Below are 18,336 nucleotides of genomic sequence, written 5' to 3' on the forward strand. Positions count from 1 at the left end.
GCATGTGCTGTATTCCAGCTAATTCGCAAATATTTCTCGGGAAATATCGAATTGCCCCTTCCATCATTGCCCATTCGCCAAAGAAAGCAGGAGTTTGACTGGCCCGCCAAATCCCCGTTCTGCTTCCCATTAACGCCCGGCAATCGACACCTTGCGTCCCTCGACAGATACGCGCTTCTCTGCAAAAACTGCCACAACCTCCGGATAAAGCTTCGTCTCCGCGGCATGGATTCTGGCCTCCAGCGACTCACGCGTATCCTCCGCCTCAATGGCAATAGGCAGCTGTGCGACAACGGCTCCGGTATCCATGCCGCCATCGACAAGATGAACCGTAATCCCGGTGCATTTTACGCCATAATCCAGCGCCTGCCCGATTGCATCCTTACCCGGAAAAGCAGGCAGCAGCGAAGGATGGATATTCAGCATCCGCCCTTCATAAGGTTTGACCAGAACCGAGGTAATCAACCGCATATAACCGGCAAGCGCGATCAGCTCAATGCCCCGCTTCTCCAGCTCTGCTGCAATTTCTGCCTCGTAAGCTTCGCGGCTGGCGTATTCCTTCGGCCGGAACACAAAGGTGTCGATCCCCGCAGCTTCCGCCCGTTTGATGACAGGCGCTTCCGGCTTGTCGCAAACCAGCAGCTCCACCGATGCCCCGCCAAGACGGCCGGCCGCAGCCGCGTCCGCCAAAGCCTGAAAGTTGCTGCCCTGACCGGACGCAAATACCGCAATCTTCACCATTAAACCTCAGCTCCCGTAAAAGTCACGATCCTGCTGCCTGCGGTGACGCGGCCGATCACATAAGGCGTTTCTCCGGCTTCGGTCAGAGCCGCTTTTGCTGCTTCTGCCTCTTCCTCTCCGACGACAATCACCATGCCGATCCCCATGTTGAACGTCGTAAACATATCGCGGTTCGACACTTGGCCCTTCTCCTGAAGCAGCTTGAATACCGGCAGGATCGGCCAGGAAGCATAGTCGATTTCGACATTTACGCCGTCCGGCAGCACGCGCGGAATATTTTCAATAAAGCCGCCGCCCGTAATATGCGCCATACCCTTCACCTGAACTTTGTCGACGAGGGAGAGGACCGGTTTGACATAAAGACGGGTTGGCTCCAGCAGAACGTCGCCGAGCTTCGCCCCGTCCAGCTCAGGCAGTGCATCCTGCAGGCTGCAGCCGGCATCCTCAAGCAGCAGCTTGCGGACCAGCGAAAAACCGTTGCTGTGCACGCCGCTCGACGGCAGCCCAATGACCGTGTCGCCCGGCTTGATCGTGCTGCCGTTGATAATTTTGCTCTTGTCGACAACGCCGACCGTAAATCCGGCAATGTCGTATTCGCCTTCAGCGTACATACCCGGCATTTCGGCGGTTTCGCCGCCGATCAAAGCGCAGCCCGACTGGGCGCAGCCCTCGGCGATGCCCGCCACGATGGCTTCAATTTTGGAAGGAATCACTTTATCACAAGCTAAATAGTCGAGGAAAAAGAGCGGCTCCGCCCCCTGCACCACGATGTCGTTCACGCACATCGCCACGGCGTCAATACCGATCGTATCATGCTTATCCATCGCAAAAGCCAGCTTCAGCTTCGTGCCGACACCGTCCGTACCGGAGACCAGCACCGGCTCCTCGTATTTGTCCTTGTTCAGGCCAAACAATCCGCCAAAGCCGCCCAAATCGGTCATGACTTCCGGACGGAAGGTCCGCTTCACGTGTTTCTTCATCCGTTCGACTGCTTCATTTCCTGCCGCGATATCGACGCCGGCGCTTTTGTAGGCTTCTGACACTGTGACACTCTCCTAAATAGTATTTGAAATAGTATTTGAAAAAAATAGGACTGGCGAATTTGGAGCGAAACTCCCCTTTAACAAAAAATCGTCGCTCTGTACCGCTCGGCAGTCGGATTGGGATCCGGCCGCTGTTATCCTGGGATAATTTGAATTAGATTAAATTGGGATTATCCAAGGATAAAGGCGAACACTTCGTTCCTCCACCCAATTCCGACTGCTGTCGCTCCCGCGCTCAGCTTTTCTTTTGGCAGCTGCGCTCCGCTGCCTGATCGCGAGGCCCCATTTGTTTTCAAATGGGGCCTTACAGAAAAGCGGCGGCTCGCTGCTAACGCCCCGCTCGCCCGGTATTTCATGCCGGTAAGTATTTACCGGCTGAAAGAGCTGCGGGCAGCGCGGCTGCGCTCTCCCGCTGCCTCGCACATCAGTTGGGATGCGGGGGAGAGTGGGTAAACATGGTGCATAGCGCAGGGGCGAAAAGAATCTGTAGAAGCGCAGCATTCGCCTGAAAGCTTTCCGAAGGAAAGCTTTCATCGGAAGCATAGGCGTCTTCGGATTTCTTCATTGTTAGTTCATTAAGAGGAAATCCGAAGACAACAGCGATCGAAAGATTTTTCGCCCCGCAGCGGTTCCCGCACCCTCTTCAGTGAATCTTCCTCGAATCAGCACCCGCACCCGAACTGCTCCTCGCCCCCGAAATCCGTCTGCGTCGGATAGTCGTTATCAAAGCAGGCCATGCACAGGCCGCCTTTGTAGTCGGTGACATTGCCGCCGCCAACGGCTTCGACAAGGCCTTCCGGACTGAGGAAGGACAAGGAGTCGGCGTTGATCTCCCTGCAGATTTCGTCGATCGTTTTGTAGGAAGCGATCAGCTCCCTGCGATCCGGCGTGTCGATGCCGTAGAAGCAGGGATTTTTAAAGGGAGGAGACGTAATGCGCACATGCACCTCGGTGGCGCCGGCCTCGCGCAGCAGGTTGACGATGCGGCGCGAGGTCGTGCCGCGGACGATGGAGTCGTCGATCATGACAACCCGTTTGCCTTCAACGACGCGGCGCACGGCGCTGAGCTTCATTTTGACGCCCTGCTCGCGCAGCTCCTGGCTCGGCTGGATGAAGGTCCGGCCGGTGTATTTATTTTTGATGAGTCCAAGCTCGTAGGAAATGCCGGTCTGCTCAGCGTAGCCGATTGCGGCGGAGATGCTGGAGTCCGGAACGCCGGTTACGACGTCAGCGTCAATGAAGGATTCCAAGGCCATACGCTGGCCCATCCGTTTACGGGCCGAATGCAGGTTCGAGCCGTTCATGTCGCTGTCCGGACGGGCAAAATAGATGTACTCCATCGCGCACAGCGCCTTGCGCTGCGGCTCGGCAAAACGGTCTTCATGCAGACCGTCAGCGTCCAGCACCAGCAGCTCGCCCGGCTGGATGTCACGGATGATTTCGGCGCCGACGATTTCGAATGCGCAGGTCTCCGATGAGAACAGATAAGCGTCGCCCAGGCGGCCCATCGACAGCGGGCGCAGACCATTTGGGTCGGAAGCGACAATCAGCTTGTCGTTGGTGAGCAGCAGAAAGGCAAAGCCGCCAACGATTTGGCGGAACGCGTCCTTCGCCGCTTCAACGAGCGGTTTCTTGGATCTGGCGATCAGATGCGCCACAACCTCGGTGTCACTGGTCGTCTGAAAAATCGACCCGCTCTCCTCCAGCTCCCGCCGGATCTTCGGCGCGTTGACGATATTCCCGTTGGTAGCCACCGCCAGGTCGCCGTCGCGGTACTTGAACACCAGCGGTTGCGCGTTCGCCAGGCGGCTGTCGCCGCTCGTGGAGTAGCGCACATGGCCAATGGAGAGGCTGCCGGTGAGCGAAGCGAGACGGTCTTTGTCGAAGACCTCTTTTACAAGCCCCATGCCTCTGTGATAGTGAAATTCCTTACCGTCGGTGACGCACATGCCCGCGCTTTCTTCCCCGCGGTGCTGCAGAGCGTGAAGCCCGTAATAAGACAAGGAGGCGGCCTCCGGATGTCCGAAGACCCCGAAGACGCCGCATTCCTCTTTCAGCGTGTCAAAAATATCATTTGGGCCCGTGCCCTGGTTGTAATAGTCGCCTGTCCAAAGCTTATTCTGCTTTATTTCATCCGACATGGAATCGCTTCCTCCCAGACCTGCTTCAAACCTTCAACTGGTTTGTTCAAGGCCGAAACGCTGTTGATTTCAATCTCCAAGCTGGTTCCTTCTACGCGTCCGATTACAGCCGCCGGCACGCCTTGGCCGGCAATATATTGTTCGAGCTCCTCCGCCTTGTCAGCGGAAGCCGTCAGCAGGATGCGGGACTGCGATTCGCTGAACAGCAGATGGTCCGGGCGAAGTCCGCCGGATTCCAAAGCGATCTTGGCACCAACAGAGCCGCTGATGCAGGACTCAGCCAATGCGGCAGCCAGACCGCCTTCAGACAGGTCATGCGCCGAGCTGACCAGCCCTTTTTGAATAGAAGCAAGTACGGTCCCGAGCAGCTTCTTCTCCGTATCCAGATCCAATACCGGAGGACGTCCTTCGGTTACGCCGTGCACAACCGCCTGGAATTCGCTGCCGCCAAGCTCCGCTTTCGTTTCGCCCAGCAGGAAAATGACGTCGCCCTCCTGTTTGAAGCCCTGTGTGGTGATGTGGTCTACATCGTGCACTAGACCTACCATGCCGACAACCGGTGTCGGGTAAATCGCGCCTTTGGCATTTTCGTTGTACAGGCTGACGTTGCCACCGATGACCGGCGTTTCCAGCACGCGGCAGGCTTCAGCCATGCCGTCTACCGCTTTTTCCATCTGCCAGAAAATATCCGGTTTCTCCGGGCTGCCGAAGTTCAGGTTATCCGTGATTGCCAGCGGCTCAGCGCCGGAGCAGACGATGTTGCGCGCCGCTTCACTTACTGCGATCCGTCCGCCCACCTCAGGGTCGAGATACACAAAACGTCCGTTGCAGTCCGTCGTCATCGCTAACGCTTTGCGCGTTCCGCCTACCGTAACTACCGCTGCGTCCGAACCCGGACGAACCGCCGTGCTGGTGCGCACCATGTAATCATATTGCTCGTAGACCCATCTTTTGCTGGCTACGGACGGGGAACCGAGCACCTGCTCGAGGGCTGCTCCCAAATCTTTGACCTCTGCATAACGGGTGGTGTCTACATTCTCATTCTCTGTATAGTAAGCCGGTACAGTGGATGGCTTGTTGTAAATCGGGCATTCGTCAACGAGCGCCGTCACCGGCATGTCGCCGACGATTTCACCGTGATGGTACAGCTTCAAGCGGCCGTCATCGGTCACTTTGCCAACCTTGGCACAAATAACGCCCCAGCGGTCAAAAATTTCTCTCGCCTGCGCTTCATCCTTCGGCTCCACGACAAACAGCATGCGCTCCTGGGACTCGGACAGCATCATTTCGTAAGCCGTCATGCCCTCTTCGCGCTGCGGCACCTGATCCAGATAAAGCTCCAGACCGTTGCCCGCTTTACTTGCCATTTCCGCACTGGAGCACGTCAGGCCCGCAGCGCCCATATCCTGAATGCCGAGCACGATGCCGGTGTCAATCAGCTCCAGGCAAGCTTCCATAACGAGCTTCTCCATAAACGGATCGCCGACTTGCACCGCTGTCCGCTTCGCTTCGGACTCCTCCGTCAATTCCTCGGATGCAAACGTTGCGCCGTGGATGCCGTCGCGGCCGGTTGGAGGTCCCACGTAGAACACCGGGTTGCCAACGCCTTTGGCGACGCCGCGCTGGATTTTGTCATGGTCGATCAGACCTACGCACATCGCGTTAACAAGCGGGTTGCCTTCATAACTTTCATCAAAAACCACTTCGCCCCCGACTGTCGGGATGCCGATACAGTTGCCGTAACCGGCGATGCCGGAAACGACATGCTCGAACAAATATTTCACGCGGTCGCTCTCCAGCCTGCCGAAACGCAGGGAGTTAAGAGATGCAATCGGTCTTGCGCCCATGGAAAAAATATCGCGGATTATGCCGCCCACGCCTGTCGCCGCGCCTTGGTATGGCTCAACGGCCGAAGGGTGGTTGTGGCTTTCAATTTTGAATACAACAGCCTGATTATCGCCGATGTCCACGATGCCCGCGCCTTCGCCCGGTCCCATGAGGACGCGCGGCCCGTCTACCGGGAAGCGTCTCAGCAGCGGCTTCGAGTTCTTGTAAGCACAGTGTTCGGACCACATGACGCTGAACACGCCAATTTCCGTATAGTTTGGTTTCCGGCCGAGAAAACCGCAGATCAGCTCATATTCGCTGTCAGAAACGCCCATTTGTTTGTAAATTTGCTGCTCGGCGATTTGCTCCGCCGTCGGCTCTTTAGCGGATAGTTGCTGCGTCATGTTGATCCCTCCATGCTTTCAAAATAGATGTGAACATCCGTTTGCCGTCCTCGCTGCCCAGCAGCGTATTCACTGCGCGCTCCGGATGGGGCATCATGCCGACCACGTTGCCGCGTTCGTTCGAAATTCCGGCAATGTCGGACAAAGATCCGTTCGGGTTGCTCGCATAAGTAAAAATAATCTGCTTGTTCGCTTTCAGGCTCGCAAGCGTAGCTTCGTCGCAGTAGTAGTTGCCTTCGCCGTGAGCGATCGGAATCGTAATTTCTTCCCCCTGCGCGTAATCCACGGTAAAAGGATTGCTGTTGTTCTCCACGCGCAGCACCACGTCGTGGCAGAGGAATTTCAGGGACGTGTTGCGGAGCAGCGTGCCCGGCAGCAAGCCGGCTTCGGTCAAGATCTGGAATCCGTTGCAGATGCCCAGGACGTATTTTCCCTGCTCAGCCGCTTTGGCGACTTCCGCCATTACCGGAGCAAATCGGGAAATCGCGCCGCAGCGCAGATAATCGCCGTAAGAGAAGCCGCCCGGCACCAAAATGCAGTCATAAGCGGACAGGTCGGTTGCCGTATGCCAAACATAATCCACCGGCTCACCCAGCACCTCTTCTACAGCTTTATAGCAGTCAATATCACAGTTGGAACCCGGAAACACAAGTACAGCAAATTTCATGGCGGTTAGCCCTCCAATTCAAAGCGATAGTCTTCCACGACTGTGTTGGCCAGCAGCTTTTCGCACATCGTTTTGACGCGGGCTTCCGCTTCCGCGCGGTCCGCAGTGTCGAGCGTCAGTTCCATATACTTGCCGATACGGGCACTTTCAACCTCGCCGAAGCCCATGGAATGCAGCGCGCCTTGAACGGCAACCCCCTGCGGGTCGAGTACGCTTTGCTTGATGGTGACGTATACCTTTGCTTTTAACATGGGTTTTTGGTTCCTCCTAGAGAGTGGGATTATTTTAAAAAGATTGCTATTGATGCTGCCTATGTTGCGCATGGGCTGCGGGGCGAATGGTCTTACAACCGCTGTTGCTCCTGAATTTTTCTTATTCTATTAAGGTGGTTAAAATTCGGGAGCAAAGGCGGACGCTTACGCTTTTTCAGAATCACTTGCCCCTCCGCCAGATACGGCGTGCCGGGTGCAGCTTTTTCAAATAATTGGGGTGATACGGCAGTCTAGCAACGCGAATCCTAGTTAAGCTCTTCCCCCGTCAGACGGCGGTAGATTTCGCGGTAGCGGTTGGTAGTCTCCTGCACGACAAGCGGCGGCAGCGGCTCGGGTGCGCTGTTCATGTCCCAGTCGGAGTTGGCCAGGTATGTGCGCACCGGTTCCTTGTCCATACTGTCAATATCGATGTCGAGCACATAGTTTTCCTTGGCCCAGAAGCGGGAGGCGTCCGGGGTGAACATCTCGTCGATGACGATCAGTTTGCCGTCCAGCAGGCCGAATTCCAGCTTGCAATCCGCAAGGAGAATATCGCGTTCCTCGCAGTAGTCGCGGACGTAGGCGTAGAGCTCGAGCGTGCGGTCACGCAGCTGTTCGGCGAGTTCCCGGCCGACGAGTTCGGTCATTTTCTCAAAAGAAATGTCCTCGTCATGCCCGACGTCGTTCTTGGCAGCAGGCGTGAAGATCGGCGCTTCCAGCTTGCTGTTCTTGCGCAGGCCCTCCGGCAGCTTGATGCCGTTGACCTCGCCTGTTGTCTCATATTGGCGCCAGCCGCCGCCGGTCACGTAACCGCGCACCACGCATTCAATGTCGATGCGCTCCGCTTTGCGGGTCACCATGATGCGGTTTCTGAGCAGCTCTTTGTCCTTAACGACGTCGCCCAGCAAATCCACATCGGTATGAACAACATGGTTCTCCATAATGTCCTTGGTGCGCTCGAACCAGAAAGCGCTCAGCCGGTTGAGCACATTGCCTTTGTCCGGAACCGCCGGATCCAAAATGTAGTCAAACGCCGAAATGCGGTCGGTGACAACGATGAGATAATGCTCGCCAAGATCATAAAGCTCTCTGACTTTCCCCTTGTAAATCAGCGGCAGATCTATCAGATCCACGGCCGTCGAAATCGCGGTTGCTGCCAAGTAAGCCCTCTCCTTTGTCCGCCTGCTGCAGCGGGTTATCTATTCCAAAAAATTAATGGGTCACGCCCCGCGGATCAACCGCAGGTTACGCCCCGGTTAACTCCTTGTTCTCGTTTAGAACGGATTGTTCAAAAGCAGCTAAAGATCAGTCATTCAAGCCCAATCTTGTAAAAATCGTATCCACATGCTTCAAATGCCATGCTGGATTAAACGCGTCGTCGATCTCCTCTGCGCTCAGCACCTCGGTAATCGCTGGCGTGTCTGCGATAATATCGCGGAACTGACGCTGTGTTTCCCAAGCCTGCATCGCCAGCGGCTGCACGGTGTCGTACGCCTGCTCGCGGCTGAAGCCTTTGTCGATCAGCTTCGTCATGACGCGGCCGGAGAATGGAACCCCGAAGGTACGCTCCATGTTGCGTTTCATGTTCTCAGGGAACACGGTCAGGTTCTTCACGATGTTGCCGAAGCGGTTCAGCATATAGTTGAGCAGCATCGTTGCGTCCGGCAGAATGACGCGTTCTGCAGAGGAGTGCGAGATGTCGCGTTCATGCCAGAGCGTCACATTTTCGTAAGCCGTCAGCATATGCCCGCGGATGACGCGGGACAAGCCGGAAATGTTCTCGCAGCCAATCGGATTACGTTTGTGCGGCATGGCGGAAGAACCTTTTTGACCTTTAGCAAAAGCTTCCTCCACCTCGCGGAACTCACTCTTCTGGAGAGCGCGGATTTCAGTCGCGAACTTGTCCAGCGACGTTGCGATCAGAGCCAGCGTTGCCATGTATTCGGCGTGGCGGTCACGCTGCAGCGTCTGCGTCGAGATCGGCGCCGGAGAAGTGCCCAGCTTGCGGCATACAAATTCTTCAACAAACGGGTCGATGTTGGCGTAAGTGCCGACAGCGCCGGAGATTTTTCCGAACTGGACGTTGTTCGCCGCATGGCGGAAGCGCTCCAGATTCCGTTTCATTTCTTCATGCCACAGGGCCATCTTGAGGCCGAAAGTAGTCGGTTCAGCGTGAACGCCGTGCGTGCGGCCCATCATTGGGGTATTTTTATAAGCGATTGCTTTATTACGTAAAATTTCAATGAAGTTAAGGATATCCTTCTCCAGGATTTCGTTGGCCTGCTTGAGCAGGTAGCCCAGCGCTGTGTCTACAACGTCCGTAGAAGTCAGTCCGTAGTGCACCCACTTGCGCTCTTGGCCCAGACTTTCGGAAACGGCACGCGTAAACGCGATCACGTCATGGCGGGTTTCCTGTTCGATTTCATAAATGCGGTCAATATCGAATTTGGCATTGGCCCGGAGTGCCGCTGTATCTTCCTTCGGAATAACGCCGAGCTCGGCCCAGGCTTCACAGGCGCAAAGCTCGACTTCCAGCCACGCCTGGAATTTGTTCTGCTCCGTCCAGATGGCTCTCATTTCGGGTCTGCTGTAACGTTCAATCATCGTTGTTGATTCCTCCAAATATTGGTTTGCTGTATCCAGTCCAGCCCCTGCTGGACGTCTTGGCATAACAGGTTGATGTGGCCCATTTTCCGTTTCGGGGCCGATCCGCTTTTGCCGTATAAATGAACCTTTGGCACGACGCCGTCTGCAGGGTTCAGCCACGCGCCATCCGCCGTCCGTTCTATGACCTGCTCCAGATGCTCGCCCAGCACGTTGACCATCACAACCGGTGTCAGCAGCTTTGCTTCGCCCAGCGGAAGGTTACACACCGCCCGAACATGCTGCTCAAACTGCGAGGTTGTGCAGGCTTCCATCGTGTAGTGTCCCGAGTTATGCGGACGCGGCGCCAGCTCGTTGACATAGATCTGTCCGTCAGCCGTCAGGAACATCTCTACCGCCAGCAGGCCGACAGCGCCCAGCGATTCCGCAATCCGTGATGCCAGCTCCTCGGCGTGAGCCTGAATGTCTGCCGCAGCCCGTGCCGGAACGATGGAAGCATGTAAAATATTATCGACGTGAATATTCTCTGCCGCCGGAAAAGTCTTGATCTCCCCGCGCGGACTCCGCGCCGCGATCACGGACAGCTCCTTCTCGAACTTGATGAACTGTTCGAGCACCAGCTCCGCTCCGCCCCGGCTGAGCGTCGCGTAGGCCTCCGCGATTTCGTCCTCGCTGCGGATGACCCACTGGCCTTTCCCGTCGTAGCCTCCGGTCGCCGTCTTCAGCACGCTCGGAATGCCGAGCCTGCCCACTGCTTCCCGCAGCTCAGCTTCGCTGCGGATTTCCGCGTACGGCGCGACCTGCACGCCTGCCGCTTCAATGGCCCGCTTCTCACGCAGGCGGTGCTGCGTGGTGTAGAGCAGCCCGCTGCCCTGCGGAACCGAGGACAGCTCCTCCAAGAGCGCCGCGACTTCGGAATCGACATTCTCGAACTCGTACGTAATGACGTCCGCCCGCTGCGCCAGCTCGCGGGCCGCCTCCTTGTCGCTGTATGCCGCGACAATCTGATCCGCCACCTGCCCGCACGGGCTGTCCGGTGTCGGATCGAGCGTCACGAACCGGTACCCCAGGTTCGTGCCCGCCAAGGCCATCATGCGGCCAAGCTGGCCGCCGCCGAGCAGCCCGATCGCAGCTCCGGGCTTCACAGCCTGCTGCTCTGCGCTGAATTCCGCGCCAATCCCGCTCTCCAGGCCGGTCTGCTTCCCTGCGCTCTGCATCTCTGCACTCCGCTGCTCTCCAGCCTGCTGCTCACGCCCGTGCCCGGCTCCCGTCAAGACCTGTCCGTCATTTCCCTGTCCTGCTCCTCCGCTATGTAACCCGCTCACAGCTTCACCTGCTCCAGCTCAGCGCCGCTTTCCAGCACTTCGTCTTTAATACGATCGCGGCGGGCCTGGACCTTCGCGCTCAGCTCAGGGTCAAACGCGCCGAGAATCTGTGCCGCAAGCAGCCCCGCATTGGTCGCCCCGGCTTTGCCGATGGCCACGGTCGCAACCGGAATTCCGCCCGGCATCTGCACGATGGACAGCAGGGAGTCTAATCCGTTCAAAGCCGCTGATTTAACCGGAACGCCAATAACCGGCAGCACAGTTTTGGCAGCTACCATCCCTGGAAGATGGGCCGCGCCTCCGGCTCCGGCTATAATGACTTTAATTCCGCGTTCCGCCGCTTGTTCGGCAAATTCAAACATCAAATCCGGGGTCCGGTGCGCGGAAACAACCTTTTTCTCATATGGAATTTCAAGCTCTTCAAGCACCACACATGCATGGCTCATGGTTTCCCAATCTGATTTGCTGCCCATGATCACAGCTACCTGCGCTGACATCGTTTGACCTACTCCCCTCTTTATTTCAATAAAAAATCCGATATCTAGGAAAATACAACATTTTCGTGATATCGGACTACGCGGGCATGGACAAGTCAAAACAAGCCTTTCGTCTGGCCTCTCGCAGGACGAAAGTCGTTCTTCATTGAAATATAAGCCCTCGTAGTCCGAAAATTTACGGTTTTCAGGTAGAAACTGCCGGGCCCTATTCCCGGCTTTATACGATAATCGGCTATATAAGCATGGTAATAACCGCTGCTCTTCTATGAACAGTTTAACAATACCGGTCATGTCATGTCAACTTAAAACCGAACGTTCCTTTTTACACTTAATTAAACGTTCGTATTTATCGCGAAAACAATGATAAAGCCTGGCTATTTTAGCCAGACAGCAACAAAAAAAGGAATGCCTTCTGCAGGCATTCCTCTAAAACTCTTCATTATTTTACTACCAGAACCGGAATCTTCGCATGCTGGACGACGTTATGGCTGACGCTGCCAAGTACAAACTCGCGGATTCCGCCAAGACCGCGGCTGCCGATTACAATGGCGTCGTGTCCGTTTGCTGCCGCATATTCAAGAATGCCTTCCGCTGCCGGACCTTGGAGAAGCTCCACCTTCCCGGTGACGCCAGCCTCCTGAAGGCGTCGTTCAGCTTCATCCGACGTTTTGCTCGCAAGCTCATAGAATTCCTCATTCACCTGTGCTGGAACGGGCGCGAAGCCTTCTGCGACATAAAACCGCGGGAAATCATAAATATGAACAACGTCCAGGGAAGCGCCGGTCAAACGGGTAAGTTCAATCGCTTTATCAAGCGCTTTGTTGGATGCTTTGGAGCCGTCGAACGCAACCAGAATTTTGTTAAATAACATATCGAACACCTCTTTCTATGTACTTGGTAAATCTGTAAACCATTCAGCCGTTGATGAAACCAGCCCGGCGGCAGAGCAGCGTTCTGCTAAGTCTACCTCAAGAAATAAGTATAAAGAACAGCATTCAAGAACAGCAGCAGCGGAATGCCGACGACAAAGCTGCTATGCCGGGTCTTGTGACGCTTGGCATACATAGCCACGAGCACCCCCAGCGCGCCTCCCATAACAGCCAGGAGAAACAGCGTCCGTTCCGGAATGCGCTCCTTCCTCTCTCTGGCCCTGCGTTTATCATCCGACATAATCAGGTAAGAGATGAGATTGATAAACACGAACCATACGAGCAGGGCTTCCCTCATGGCATCCTGCCTCCTTCCCTGCAAGCTGATTATCCTTACACTCTTATTATAAATCTGCCTCCTGGCAAAAACAAACGAAAACGGCGCCCCCCTAAAGGACGCCGTGAATAAAACAAGCATCATTCAACAAAAATCATTCATCAACAATCATCCATCAACAATCATTCATCAACAATCATCCATCACAATGGATCAAGCCTTACAATTTGGGGACTCCGTTCAAACTAGCCGGATAATCGGCTTGTTTCTTGGTCTTGGTCTCCCTTGCTTCCTCCATAATGCTGGATTTGTTCTGCTGGTTGTTCAGCTTCTTCGGCTTATGATGCGGCATGGAACCTCACCTCCTGAGGTTAACATCCCACTTGGCACGAGGAATTATTCCTGCCTTTGCCCAAACCAAGAACGGGCACATCGGCGGTTATTCCGGTGATTAATCCTTCTTCTGCTCCAGGGCCGCTTTCAGCAGCTCACCCAGGTTGGAGCCGAGCGATTCCTGTTTGGCAAACTGTTTAACCAGCTTCTGCTGTTCACGCTTATTGACATGATTGTTCTCTTTATTGACCGTTTCCGTAATTCCGCACGACAGGCACTGGACATAAAGTCCGGCCTTGCCCTCTTTGAGCTCCATCTTCTTATGGCACTGCGGACAGCGCCGGTTGGACAGCCGTTTCTCGCCGGAGCGGGTGTACCCGCAGTCGTCGGCCGGGCAGACCAGAAGCAGGCCGCGTTTGGTCTTTTTCTCCAAGAGCCGTGTACCGCAGTTTGGACAATGGCTGTTGGATACGTTGTGCGGTTTATATACGGCGTCACTGGATTTGACTTTGCTGACCAGACCAACCGCCATTTTCCGGATATCCTGCAGGAACGGCTCCGGCTTGCCGCTGCCCCGCGCAATTCGCTCGAGCTCCGCCTCCCACTTGGCCGTAAGCTCCGGAGCCCGAAGCTCCGACGGCGCAAGCTCGATCAGCTGTTTGCCCTTGCCCGTTGGATGCAGCGTGTTCCCTTTACGTTCAATGGTATCCGAGCTGACCAGCTTCTCGATAATATCCGCACGCGTAGCCGGTGTTCCAAGCCCATGCTTCTCCATCTGCGACAGGAGCGCCGCTTCGGTATAGCGCTTCGGCGGCTGGGTGCGCCCGGTTTCAAGCCGGCAGCGCTTCGCGGTTACTTTCATCCCTTCCTGCAGCTCGGGCAAAGAAACGGAGGAATCCGCATCGTTCTCTGCATTTTCCTCTTCATTTTCGCCTGTTTCCTCGTAATCCGCGCTTTCATATACCGCTCTCCAGCCCGGATCCTTAACCGTAATCCCTTTAGCCGTAAAAATCTCGCCGCTGATATCCGCCGTTACCGCCACCTGATCGAAGCGGGCAGGCCCGTAAAACAAGCTGATAAACCGGCGCACAATCAGGTCATACAGTTTGCGTTCCTCGCTGGTCAGCGCATTCAGCAGCACCGTCTGCTCGGTAGGAATGATGGCGTGGTGGTCGGTAACCTTGCTGTCGTCGACCACTCTCTTGCCCAATGTCATACTGCCCCGCAGCAGCGGCCGCGCCATCGAAGCATATGGGCCTACAGCCACACTGCTTAGACGCTCCTTCAGCGTGCCGACCATGTCGGAGGTCAAATAACGCGAATCGGTACGCGGGTAGGTAACGAGCTTATGCTGCTCATACAGCTTCTGCAGGACATTCGAAGTCTGCTTAGCCGAAAAACCATACCTGCGGTTCGCATCCCTCTGCAGCTCCGTTAAATCGTAAGCCTGCGGATGCGGCACGGTTTTTTCACTCTTTTTCACCTTAACAATGGTTCCATTAGCGCCTTCCAGTTTGGACTGCAGCTCTTTGGCCTTGGCCATGTCAAAAATCCGGCTGTCCCCACTGCGGCCCTGCCAAAGCACCTCAAACCCGCCCAGCTCGGCCTTGATTCTTGCATATTCGTCGGAACGGAAGGAGGTGATCTCCTGCTCTCTTGCCATGATCATGCCGAGTGTCGGCGTTTGAACCCGTCCGGCTGATAGAGGTGAGCTGAATTTGGTTGTCAGCGCCCGGGTAACGTTGAGCCCGATCATCCAGTCCGCCTCCGCCCGGCATCTGGCCGACTGATAGAGGCGGTCGAACTGGCTGCCCGGCTTGAGCTGGGCGAAGCCCTCTTTAATTGCTTTATCCGTCTGCGATGAGATCCACAGCCGCTTAAACGGCTTGTTCCATTTCGCCATGTCGATAATCCAGCGTGCCAGGAGCTCTCCTTCACGCGCCGCGTCGGTCGCGACAATTAACTCTTTAATATCGCTGCGGCGCAGAAGCTGCTGAACCGCTTTGAACTGATGGTTGGTTTCGCGCAGCACCTTCAGCTTCATTTTTTCCGGAAGAATAGGAAGGTCCTCCAGACTCCAGGCTGCATATTTATGATCGTAATCCTCCGGCTCCGCAAGTCCGACCAAATGCCCCAGCGCCCAGGTCACCACATACTGCGGCCCTTCAAAATAACTTTTATGTTTATCCCGGCTCCCCATCACTCGTGCAATTTCTTTCGCAACCGATGGTTTCTCTGCCAATACTAAGGTTTTCATCTTCTTCCCCCTTTATTCCATCAGCCTATTATAACATTTCCAGCGGTATCCTGTTTCGTTCCAATCATTTAGGTTAATAAGTAGACATCAACAGTTGTTACACAACAAAATTATTAAAGAGGTGACGGAAAATGGCATTCCTATGGTCGTTGATTATCGGCGGTATTATCGGTTGGTTAGCAGGTCTGATTATGGGCAGAGATATTCCAGGCGGTATTATCGGTAATATTATTGCAGGGTTTATCGGCGCATGGCTGGGCAGCTTCCTATTAGGTAACTGGGGCCCTGTCGTTGGGGACTTCTACTTTATTCCGGCCTTGATCGGTTCCCTGGTGCTTGTCTTTATTGTGAGCCTGATTATGGGCGCTATGGGCAAACGAAGAACTCCGTAAATAAATATAGGTGTAAGGAAAAATAAACCGGCAGAGCTCAGCTCTACCGGTTTTCTTCATTAACATAATTTGACTGTCCGGCCCTTAGCGGCCAATAAACTCCTGTACCCAGTAGCCATTGTAATAAGCAACACCGATTACCGTGTAATTAGCGTTCAAAATATTCGCACGGTGGCCTGCACTGTTCATCCAGGCTGTCATGACTTCCTGCGGCGTCTTTTGGCCTTTGGCAATATTCTCGCCTGCATAGCTGAAGCTGATATTAAACTTCTTCATCATGTCAAACGGCGAGCCGTAAGTCGGAGACGTATGGTCAAAATAATTATTTTGGCTCATGTCCTTAGCTTTTACCAAAGCCATATTCGACAATGCCGTATCTTCTGTCAGCGGTTTGAGATTCTGTTTGGCGCGTTCCTGATTCACCAAAGCAATAACCTGTTTGGCAAAGCTGGATTGATCCGTTGTTGTTGTCGACTGCTGTCCGCTTGTTGTGGACGGCTTGGTTGTCGTCGGCTGAGTTGTTGTAGTTGTAGTTGTAGTTGTAGTTGGTGTTGTTGTAGTTGTAGTTGGTGTTGTTGTAGTTGTAGTTGGTGTTGTTGTAGTTGTAGTTGGTGTTGTTGTAGTTTGCTTTGCAGGTTGAGTTGTTGTCGGCTGAGTCACCTGGGCTTGTCCGCTTCCGGACTTCAGTTGGTTCACAAGCTGGCTCCAATTCGAATTCTTCAGATAGCTGGATAAATTAGAAGTGCTCAGCACAGTTCCATTTGTTGTGTACACTTTATACGTAATGGTCTGTTGATTTGTTGTAGATCCTCCGGTCGATGAGGAAGCTGCAAAAGATGGCAAAGCCATACCTGTCGATAGTAATATAGCAAAAGCTCCGGCAGCAATACGTTTTGTCATGTTTGTCTTCATCCTGTCATCTCCTTGTTAGATGTGAAAATAATAATCAAAGTTTACAAAAGGTAACATTCTTGTAACCTTTAATATCATAACATGAAGACAGGACGCCGTAACCCCTCAGATATTGGGAATTGATAGAGTCGGCCACTTGACCGCACAACAAAAAAACCGTGTCCAAGGATAATCTCCCTGAGCACGGCTTATTTTTAATAAGCTTGGGTTACTTTATATATATATTATGCAAAATATAGGCAGGCCTCGAAACAAACCGTACCCGCTTCATCCCCAGCATATCCACGAATATAAATCCGGCCCTCCGCTAAGGACGATCGGCAAATTCTCAGCCTGTCCCCCATCTTTGTCTCCTTAATATATGTAATGTGAAAACGCCGCAGCTCCAGCTCGGCAAGCTCCTCCTGCGTGAGCGTATCATAACAAAAATCCGCATACCGCGCATTATTCACATGCCCGTTAATATCAACTGAACTATACTTCAATTCAAAAGCCAGCGCTTCCTCCAGACGGATGGTCTCTGGGATGCTGACCTTCTCCGGCATTGCGCCAACTGAATCTTCCGTGTAGGGAGGAACCTCCACAGGAAGCGCAGAAGGCCTTAAAATTTTACGTTTATGAATATCCACCAGCGTCCAAGTCGAACGGGCCGCCGCCGCTTGTTCACCATTCTGTCCCTTTAGCCTGTAATCCCTTTGCCAGACAGGGCCCTTCGTTCCTTTGCTCCAGGTGCTGATTGTCACTTTATCTCCGAACCGGGGATGCTGATCAATATCCAGGTCAAGCGTCATCAGCATCCACCCCATTCCGCCAGCCAGAAGCTCCTGCCAGCTGATCCCCAGCGCGTTAACTGCCGAGTCGGCAGCCTGCTGCAGATAATCGAGCAGAACAGACAATCGGCAATTCGCACGATAATCAGCATCACTGGTAAAAATCAGCCGCTCTTCCGACCAAACCAAAGCCTTGTTATCCACATCTCTTCCTCCTCTTCTGCCGGCCTAACCGCAAATATTCCTCTAAAGCAATATTATACACAAAAAAGAGCAGCCGATTTACTCATTCCTCTTGGGCTATTCACTTCTCTCTGTGGGTTATGGGGATGAATGTGTGAATTTGTGGAGAATTAATTTTTAAAAATATAATGATGTATACGTTTTACACATTCATTTCTGTGAATAAGCGTTATATCTATTTGATTTTGATCAACTTGTGGATGAATCAAGCGCACATCTCAACTTATTCACATGTGGAAAATAAAAAGACCACTGCCGAAATCTATCAACAGTGGTCTTTCATTTGCTTGGCGGCTTCCTACTCTCCCAGGACCCTGCGGTCCAAGTACCATCGGCGCTGGAGGGCTTAACGGTCGTGTTCGGGATGGGTACGTGTGGAACCCCTCCGCCATCGCCACCAAACGTGATTTTTGCGCTGTTTCACTTCTGCGTTACCGCTTCAGCAAAATATCAGACCTTATAAAAGGCATGCAGCTTAAAAATCGGTTCAGATGTTTGATCACCTGAAAACTGGATACGAAACAATATTTCGAATTAGCCCCTAATGGGTTTTCCGGGGTCCCCGAAAAGTAATCAGAATTACCTTCGAAGCCACGCGTCACTTTTTGGGGTATCTTTCTGGGCCCCGCCAAAGTACTCGGAATCCGCTTCGTCAGCTTTTTCTTCACTTTGGTGGGTACTTTTTTGGATAAGCCCTCGACCGATTAGTACTGGTCAGCTCCA

The 18,336-nt window shown here is 54.0% G+C and carries 17 protein-coding genes, 1 rRNA gene and 1 riboswitch; of the genes, 1 reads left to right on the forward strand and 17 read right to left on the reverse strand.

Annotated features, from left to right (window positions below):
* Positions 1–129: 129 nt before the first annotated feature.
* The 14 genes from purN to FCN15_RS18365 form a co-directional block, all read right to left on the reverse strand.
* A complete protein-coding gene (gene purN / locus FCN15_RS18305; protein ID WP_138496447.1) occupies positions 130–741 on the reverse strand; it encodes a phosphoribosylglycinamide formyltransferase in 612 nt (203 codons plus the stop codon).
* The gene (gene purM, locus FCN15_RS18310) at positions 741–1,784 is read right to left on the reverse strand and encodes a phosphoribosylformylglycinamidine cyclo-ligase (RefSeq protein WP_138496449.1); all 1,044 of its coding nucleotides are present in this window, start codon (positions 1,782–1,784) and stop codon (positions 741–743) included. Before purM ends, purN begins: the two co-directional genes overlap by 1 nt.
* A gap of 662 nt (positions 1,785–2,446) precedes the next feature.
* Positions 2,447–3,925: an amidophosphoribosyltransferase gene (gene purF / locus FCN15_RS18315; RefSeq protein ID WP_138496451.1), complete on the reverse strand. Its 1,479-nt coding sequence runs from the start codon at positions 3,923–3,925 to the stop codon at positions 2,447–2,449.
* Positions 3,910–6,156: a phosphoribosylformylglycinamidine synthase subunit PurL gene (gene purL, locus FCN15_RS18320; RefSeq protein ID WP_138496453.1), complete on the reverse strand. Its 2,247-nt coding sequence runs from the start codon at positions 6,154–6,156 to the stop codon at positions 3,910–3,912. The genes purF and purL overlap by 16 nt, the downstream gene beginning before the upstream one ends.
* The gene (gene purQ / locus FCN15_RS18325) at positions 6,134–6,823 is read right to left on the reverse strand and encodes a phosphoribosylformylglycinamidine synthase subunit PurQ (protein WP_138496454.1); all 690 of its coding nucleotides are present in this window, start codon (positions 6,821–6,823) and stop codon (positions 6,134–6,136) included. The genes purL and purQ overlap by 23 nt, the downstream gene beginning before the upstream one ends.
* Positions 6,824–6,828: 5 nt before the next feature.
* Positions 6,829–7,074, reverse strand: a complete 246-nt coding sequence (purS, locus tag FCN15_RS18330) for a phosphoribosylformylglycinamidine synthase subunit PurS (RefSeq protein WP_138496456.1) — start codon at positions 7,072–7,074, stop codon at positions 6,829–6,831.
* A 266-nt stretch (positions 7,075–7,340) separates the two neighbouring features.
* A complete protein-coding gene (locus FCN15_RS18335) occupies positions 7,341–8,234 on the reverse strand; it encodes a phosphoribosylaminoimidazolesuccinocarboxamide synthase (RefSeq protein ID WP_138496458.1) in 894 nt (297 codons plus the stop codon).
* Positions 8,235–8,379: 145 nt separating this feature from the next.
* Positions 8,380–9,678: an adenylosuccinate lyase gene (gene purB / locus FCN15_RS18340; protein ID WP_138496460.1), complete on the reverse strand. Its 1,299-nt coding sequence runs from the start codon at positions 9,676–9,678 to the stop codon at positions 8,380–8,382.
* Positions 9,675–10,895 (reverse strand): 5-(carboxyamino)imidazole ribonucleotide synthase, encoded by a 1,221-nt coding sequence (gene purK, locus FCN15_RS18345; protein ID WP_138496481.1) that lies wholly within the window; start codon positions 10,893–10,895, stop codon positions 9,675–9,677. The genes purB and purK overlap by 4 nt, the downstream gene beginning before the upstream one ends.
* A gap of 104 nt (positions 10,896–10,999) precedes the next feature.
* Entirely contained in the window at positions 11,000–11,500 is a 501-nt protein-coding gene (gene purE, locus FCN15_RS18350; protein ID WP_138496462.1) for a 5-(carboxyamino)imidazole ribonucleotide mutase, read from the reverse strand.
* 143 nt (positions 11,501–11,643) lie between these two features.
* Positions 11,644–11,745, reverse strand: a riboswitch (purine riboswitch).
* A gap of 194 nt (positions 11,746–11,939) precedes the next feature.
* A complete protein-coding gene (locus FCN15_RS18355; RefSeq protein WP_138496463.1) occupies positions 11,940–12,371 on the reverse strand; it encodes a universal stress protein in 432 nt (143 codons plus the stop codon).
* 92 nt (positions 12,372–12,463) lie between these two features.
* On the reverse strand, positions 12,464–12,727 hold the full coding sequence (locus FCN15_RS18360; RefSeq protein WP_138496465.1) for a DUF1294 domain-containing protein: 264 nt from the start codon (positions 12,725–12,727) through the stop codon (positions 12,464–12,466).
* 199 nt (positions 12,728–12,926) lie between these two features.
* Positions 12,927–13,058 carry a hypothetical protein gene (locus FCN15_RS19630; RefSeq protein ID WP_275259494.1) on the reverse strand — a complete coding sequence of 44 codons (132 nt, stop codon included), beginning with the start codon at positions 13,056–13,058 and terminating at the stop codon, positions 12,927–12,929.
* Between the two features lie 99 nt (positions 13,059–13,157).
* Positions 13,158–15,296: a DNA topoisomerase III gene (locus FCN15_RS18365; protein ID WP_138496467.1), complete on the reverse strand. Its 2,139-nt coding sequence runs from the start codon at positions 15,294–15,296 to the stop codon at positions 13,158–13,160.
* Positions 15,297–15,427: 131 nt separating this feature from the next.
* On the opposite strand from FCN15_RS18365, the gene FCN15_RS18370 reads away from it, so the two are divergent.
* Positions 15,428–15,688, forward strand: coding sequence for a GlsB/YeaQ/YmgE family stress response membrane protein (locus FCN15_RS18370; protein ID WP_138496469.1), 261 nt, complete (start codon positions 15,428–15,430; stop codon positions 15,686–15,688).
* A gap of 84 nt (positions 15,689–15,772) precedes the next feature.
* Here FCN15_RS18370 and FCN15_RS18375 read toward each other — a convergent pair whose 3' ends face one another.
* The 3 genes from FCN15_RS18375 to rrf form a co-directional block, all read right to left on the reverse strand.
* Positions 15,773–16,588, reverse strand: a complete 816-nt coding sequence (locus tag FCN15_RS18375) for a CAP domain-containing protein (RefSeq protein WP_238996747.1) — start codon at positions 16,586–16,588, stop codon at positions 15,773–15,775.
* A gap of 236 nt (positions 16,589–16,824) precedes the next feature.
* Positions 16,825–17,574: an acyl-[acyl-carrier-protein] thioesterase gene (locus FCN15_RS18380; RefSeq protein WP_238996748.1), complete on the reverse strand. Its 750-nt coding sequence runs from the start codon at positions 17,572–17,574 to the stop codon at positions 16,825–16,827.
* 324 nt (positions 17,575–17,898) lie between these two features.
* Positions 17,899–18,015 (reverse strand): 5S ribosomal RNA (gene rrf, locus FCN15_RS18385).
* Between the last annotated feature and the right edge of the window lie 321 nt (positions 18,016–18,336).

Origin of the sequence: Paenibacillus pinistramenti (assembly GCF_005869875.1) — a bacterium.
Classification (GTDB): domain Bacteria; phylum Bacillota; class Bacilli; order Paenibacillales; family Paenibacillaceae; genus Fontibacillus; species Fontibacillus pinistramenti.

What these genes read in the sequence shown, in the direction of transcription:
- purN (WP_138496447.1), bottom strand. Translation starts at nt 741, where the DNA reads ATGGTGAAGATTGCGGTATTTGCGTCCGGTCAGGGCAGCAACTTTCAG.
- purF (WP_138496451.1), bottom strand. Translation starts at nt 3,925, where the DNA reads ATGTCGGATGAAATAAAGCAGAATAAGCTTTGGACAGGCGACTATTAC.
- purL (WP_138496453.1), bottom strand. Translation starts at nt 6,156, where the DNA reads ATGACGCAGCAACTATCCGCTAAAGAGCCGACGGCGGAGCAAATCGCC.
- purQ (WP_138496454.1), bottom strand. Translation starts at nt 6,823, where the DNA reads ATGAAATTTGCTGTACTTGTGTTTCCGGGTTCCAACTGTGATATTGAC.
- purS (WP_138496456.1), bottom strand. Translation starts at nt 7,074, where the DNA reads ATGTTAAAAGCAAAGGTATACGTCACCATCAAGCAAAGCGTACTCGAC.
- purB (WP_138496460.1), bottom strand. Translation starts at nt 9,678, where the DNA reads ATGATTGAACGTTACAGCAGACCCGAAATGAGAGCCATCTGGACGGAG.
- purK (WP_138496481.1), bottom strand. Translation starts at nt 10,895, where the DNA reads ATGCAGAGCGCAGGGAAGCAGACCGGCCTGGAGAGCGGGATTGGCGCG.
- purE (WP_138496462.1), bottom strand. Translation starts at nt 11,500, where the DNA reads ATGTCAGCGCAGGTAGCTGTGATCATGGGCAGCAAATCAGATTGGGAA.
- FCN15_RS18355 (WP_138496463.1), bottom strand. Translation starts at nt 12,371, where the DNA reads ATGTTATTTAACAAAATTCTGGTTGCGTTCGACGGCTCCAAAGCATCC.
- FCN15_RS18360 (WP_138496465.1), bottom strand. Translation starts at nt 12,727, where the DNA reads ATGAGGGAAGCCCTGCTCGTATGGTTCGTGTTTATCAATCTCATCTCT.
- FCN15_RS19630 (WP_275259494.1), bottom strand. Translation starts at nt 13,058, where the DNA reads ATGCCGCATCATAAGCCGAAGAAGCTGAACAACCAGCAGAACAAATCC.
- FCN15_RS18365 (WP_138496467.1), bottom strand. Translation starts at nt 15,296, where the DNA reads ATGAAAACCTTAGTATTGGCAGAGAAACCATCGGTTGCGAAAGAAATT.
- FCN15_RS18370 (WP_138496469.1), top strand. Translation starts at nt 15,428, where the DNA reads ATGGCATTCCTATGGTCGTTGATTATCGGCGGTATTATCGGTTGGTTA.
- FCN15_RS18375 (WP_238996747.1), bottom strand. Translation starts at nt 16,588, where the DNA reads ATGACAAAACGTATTGCTGCCGGAGCTTTTGCTATATTACTATCGACA.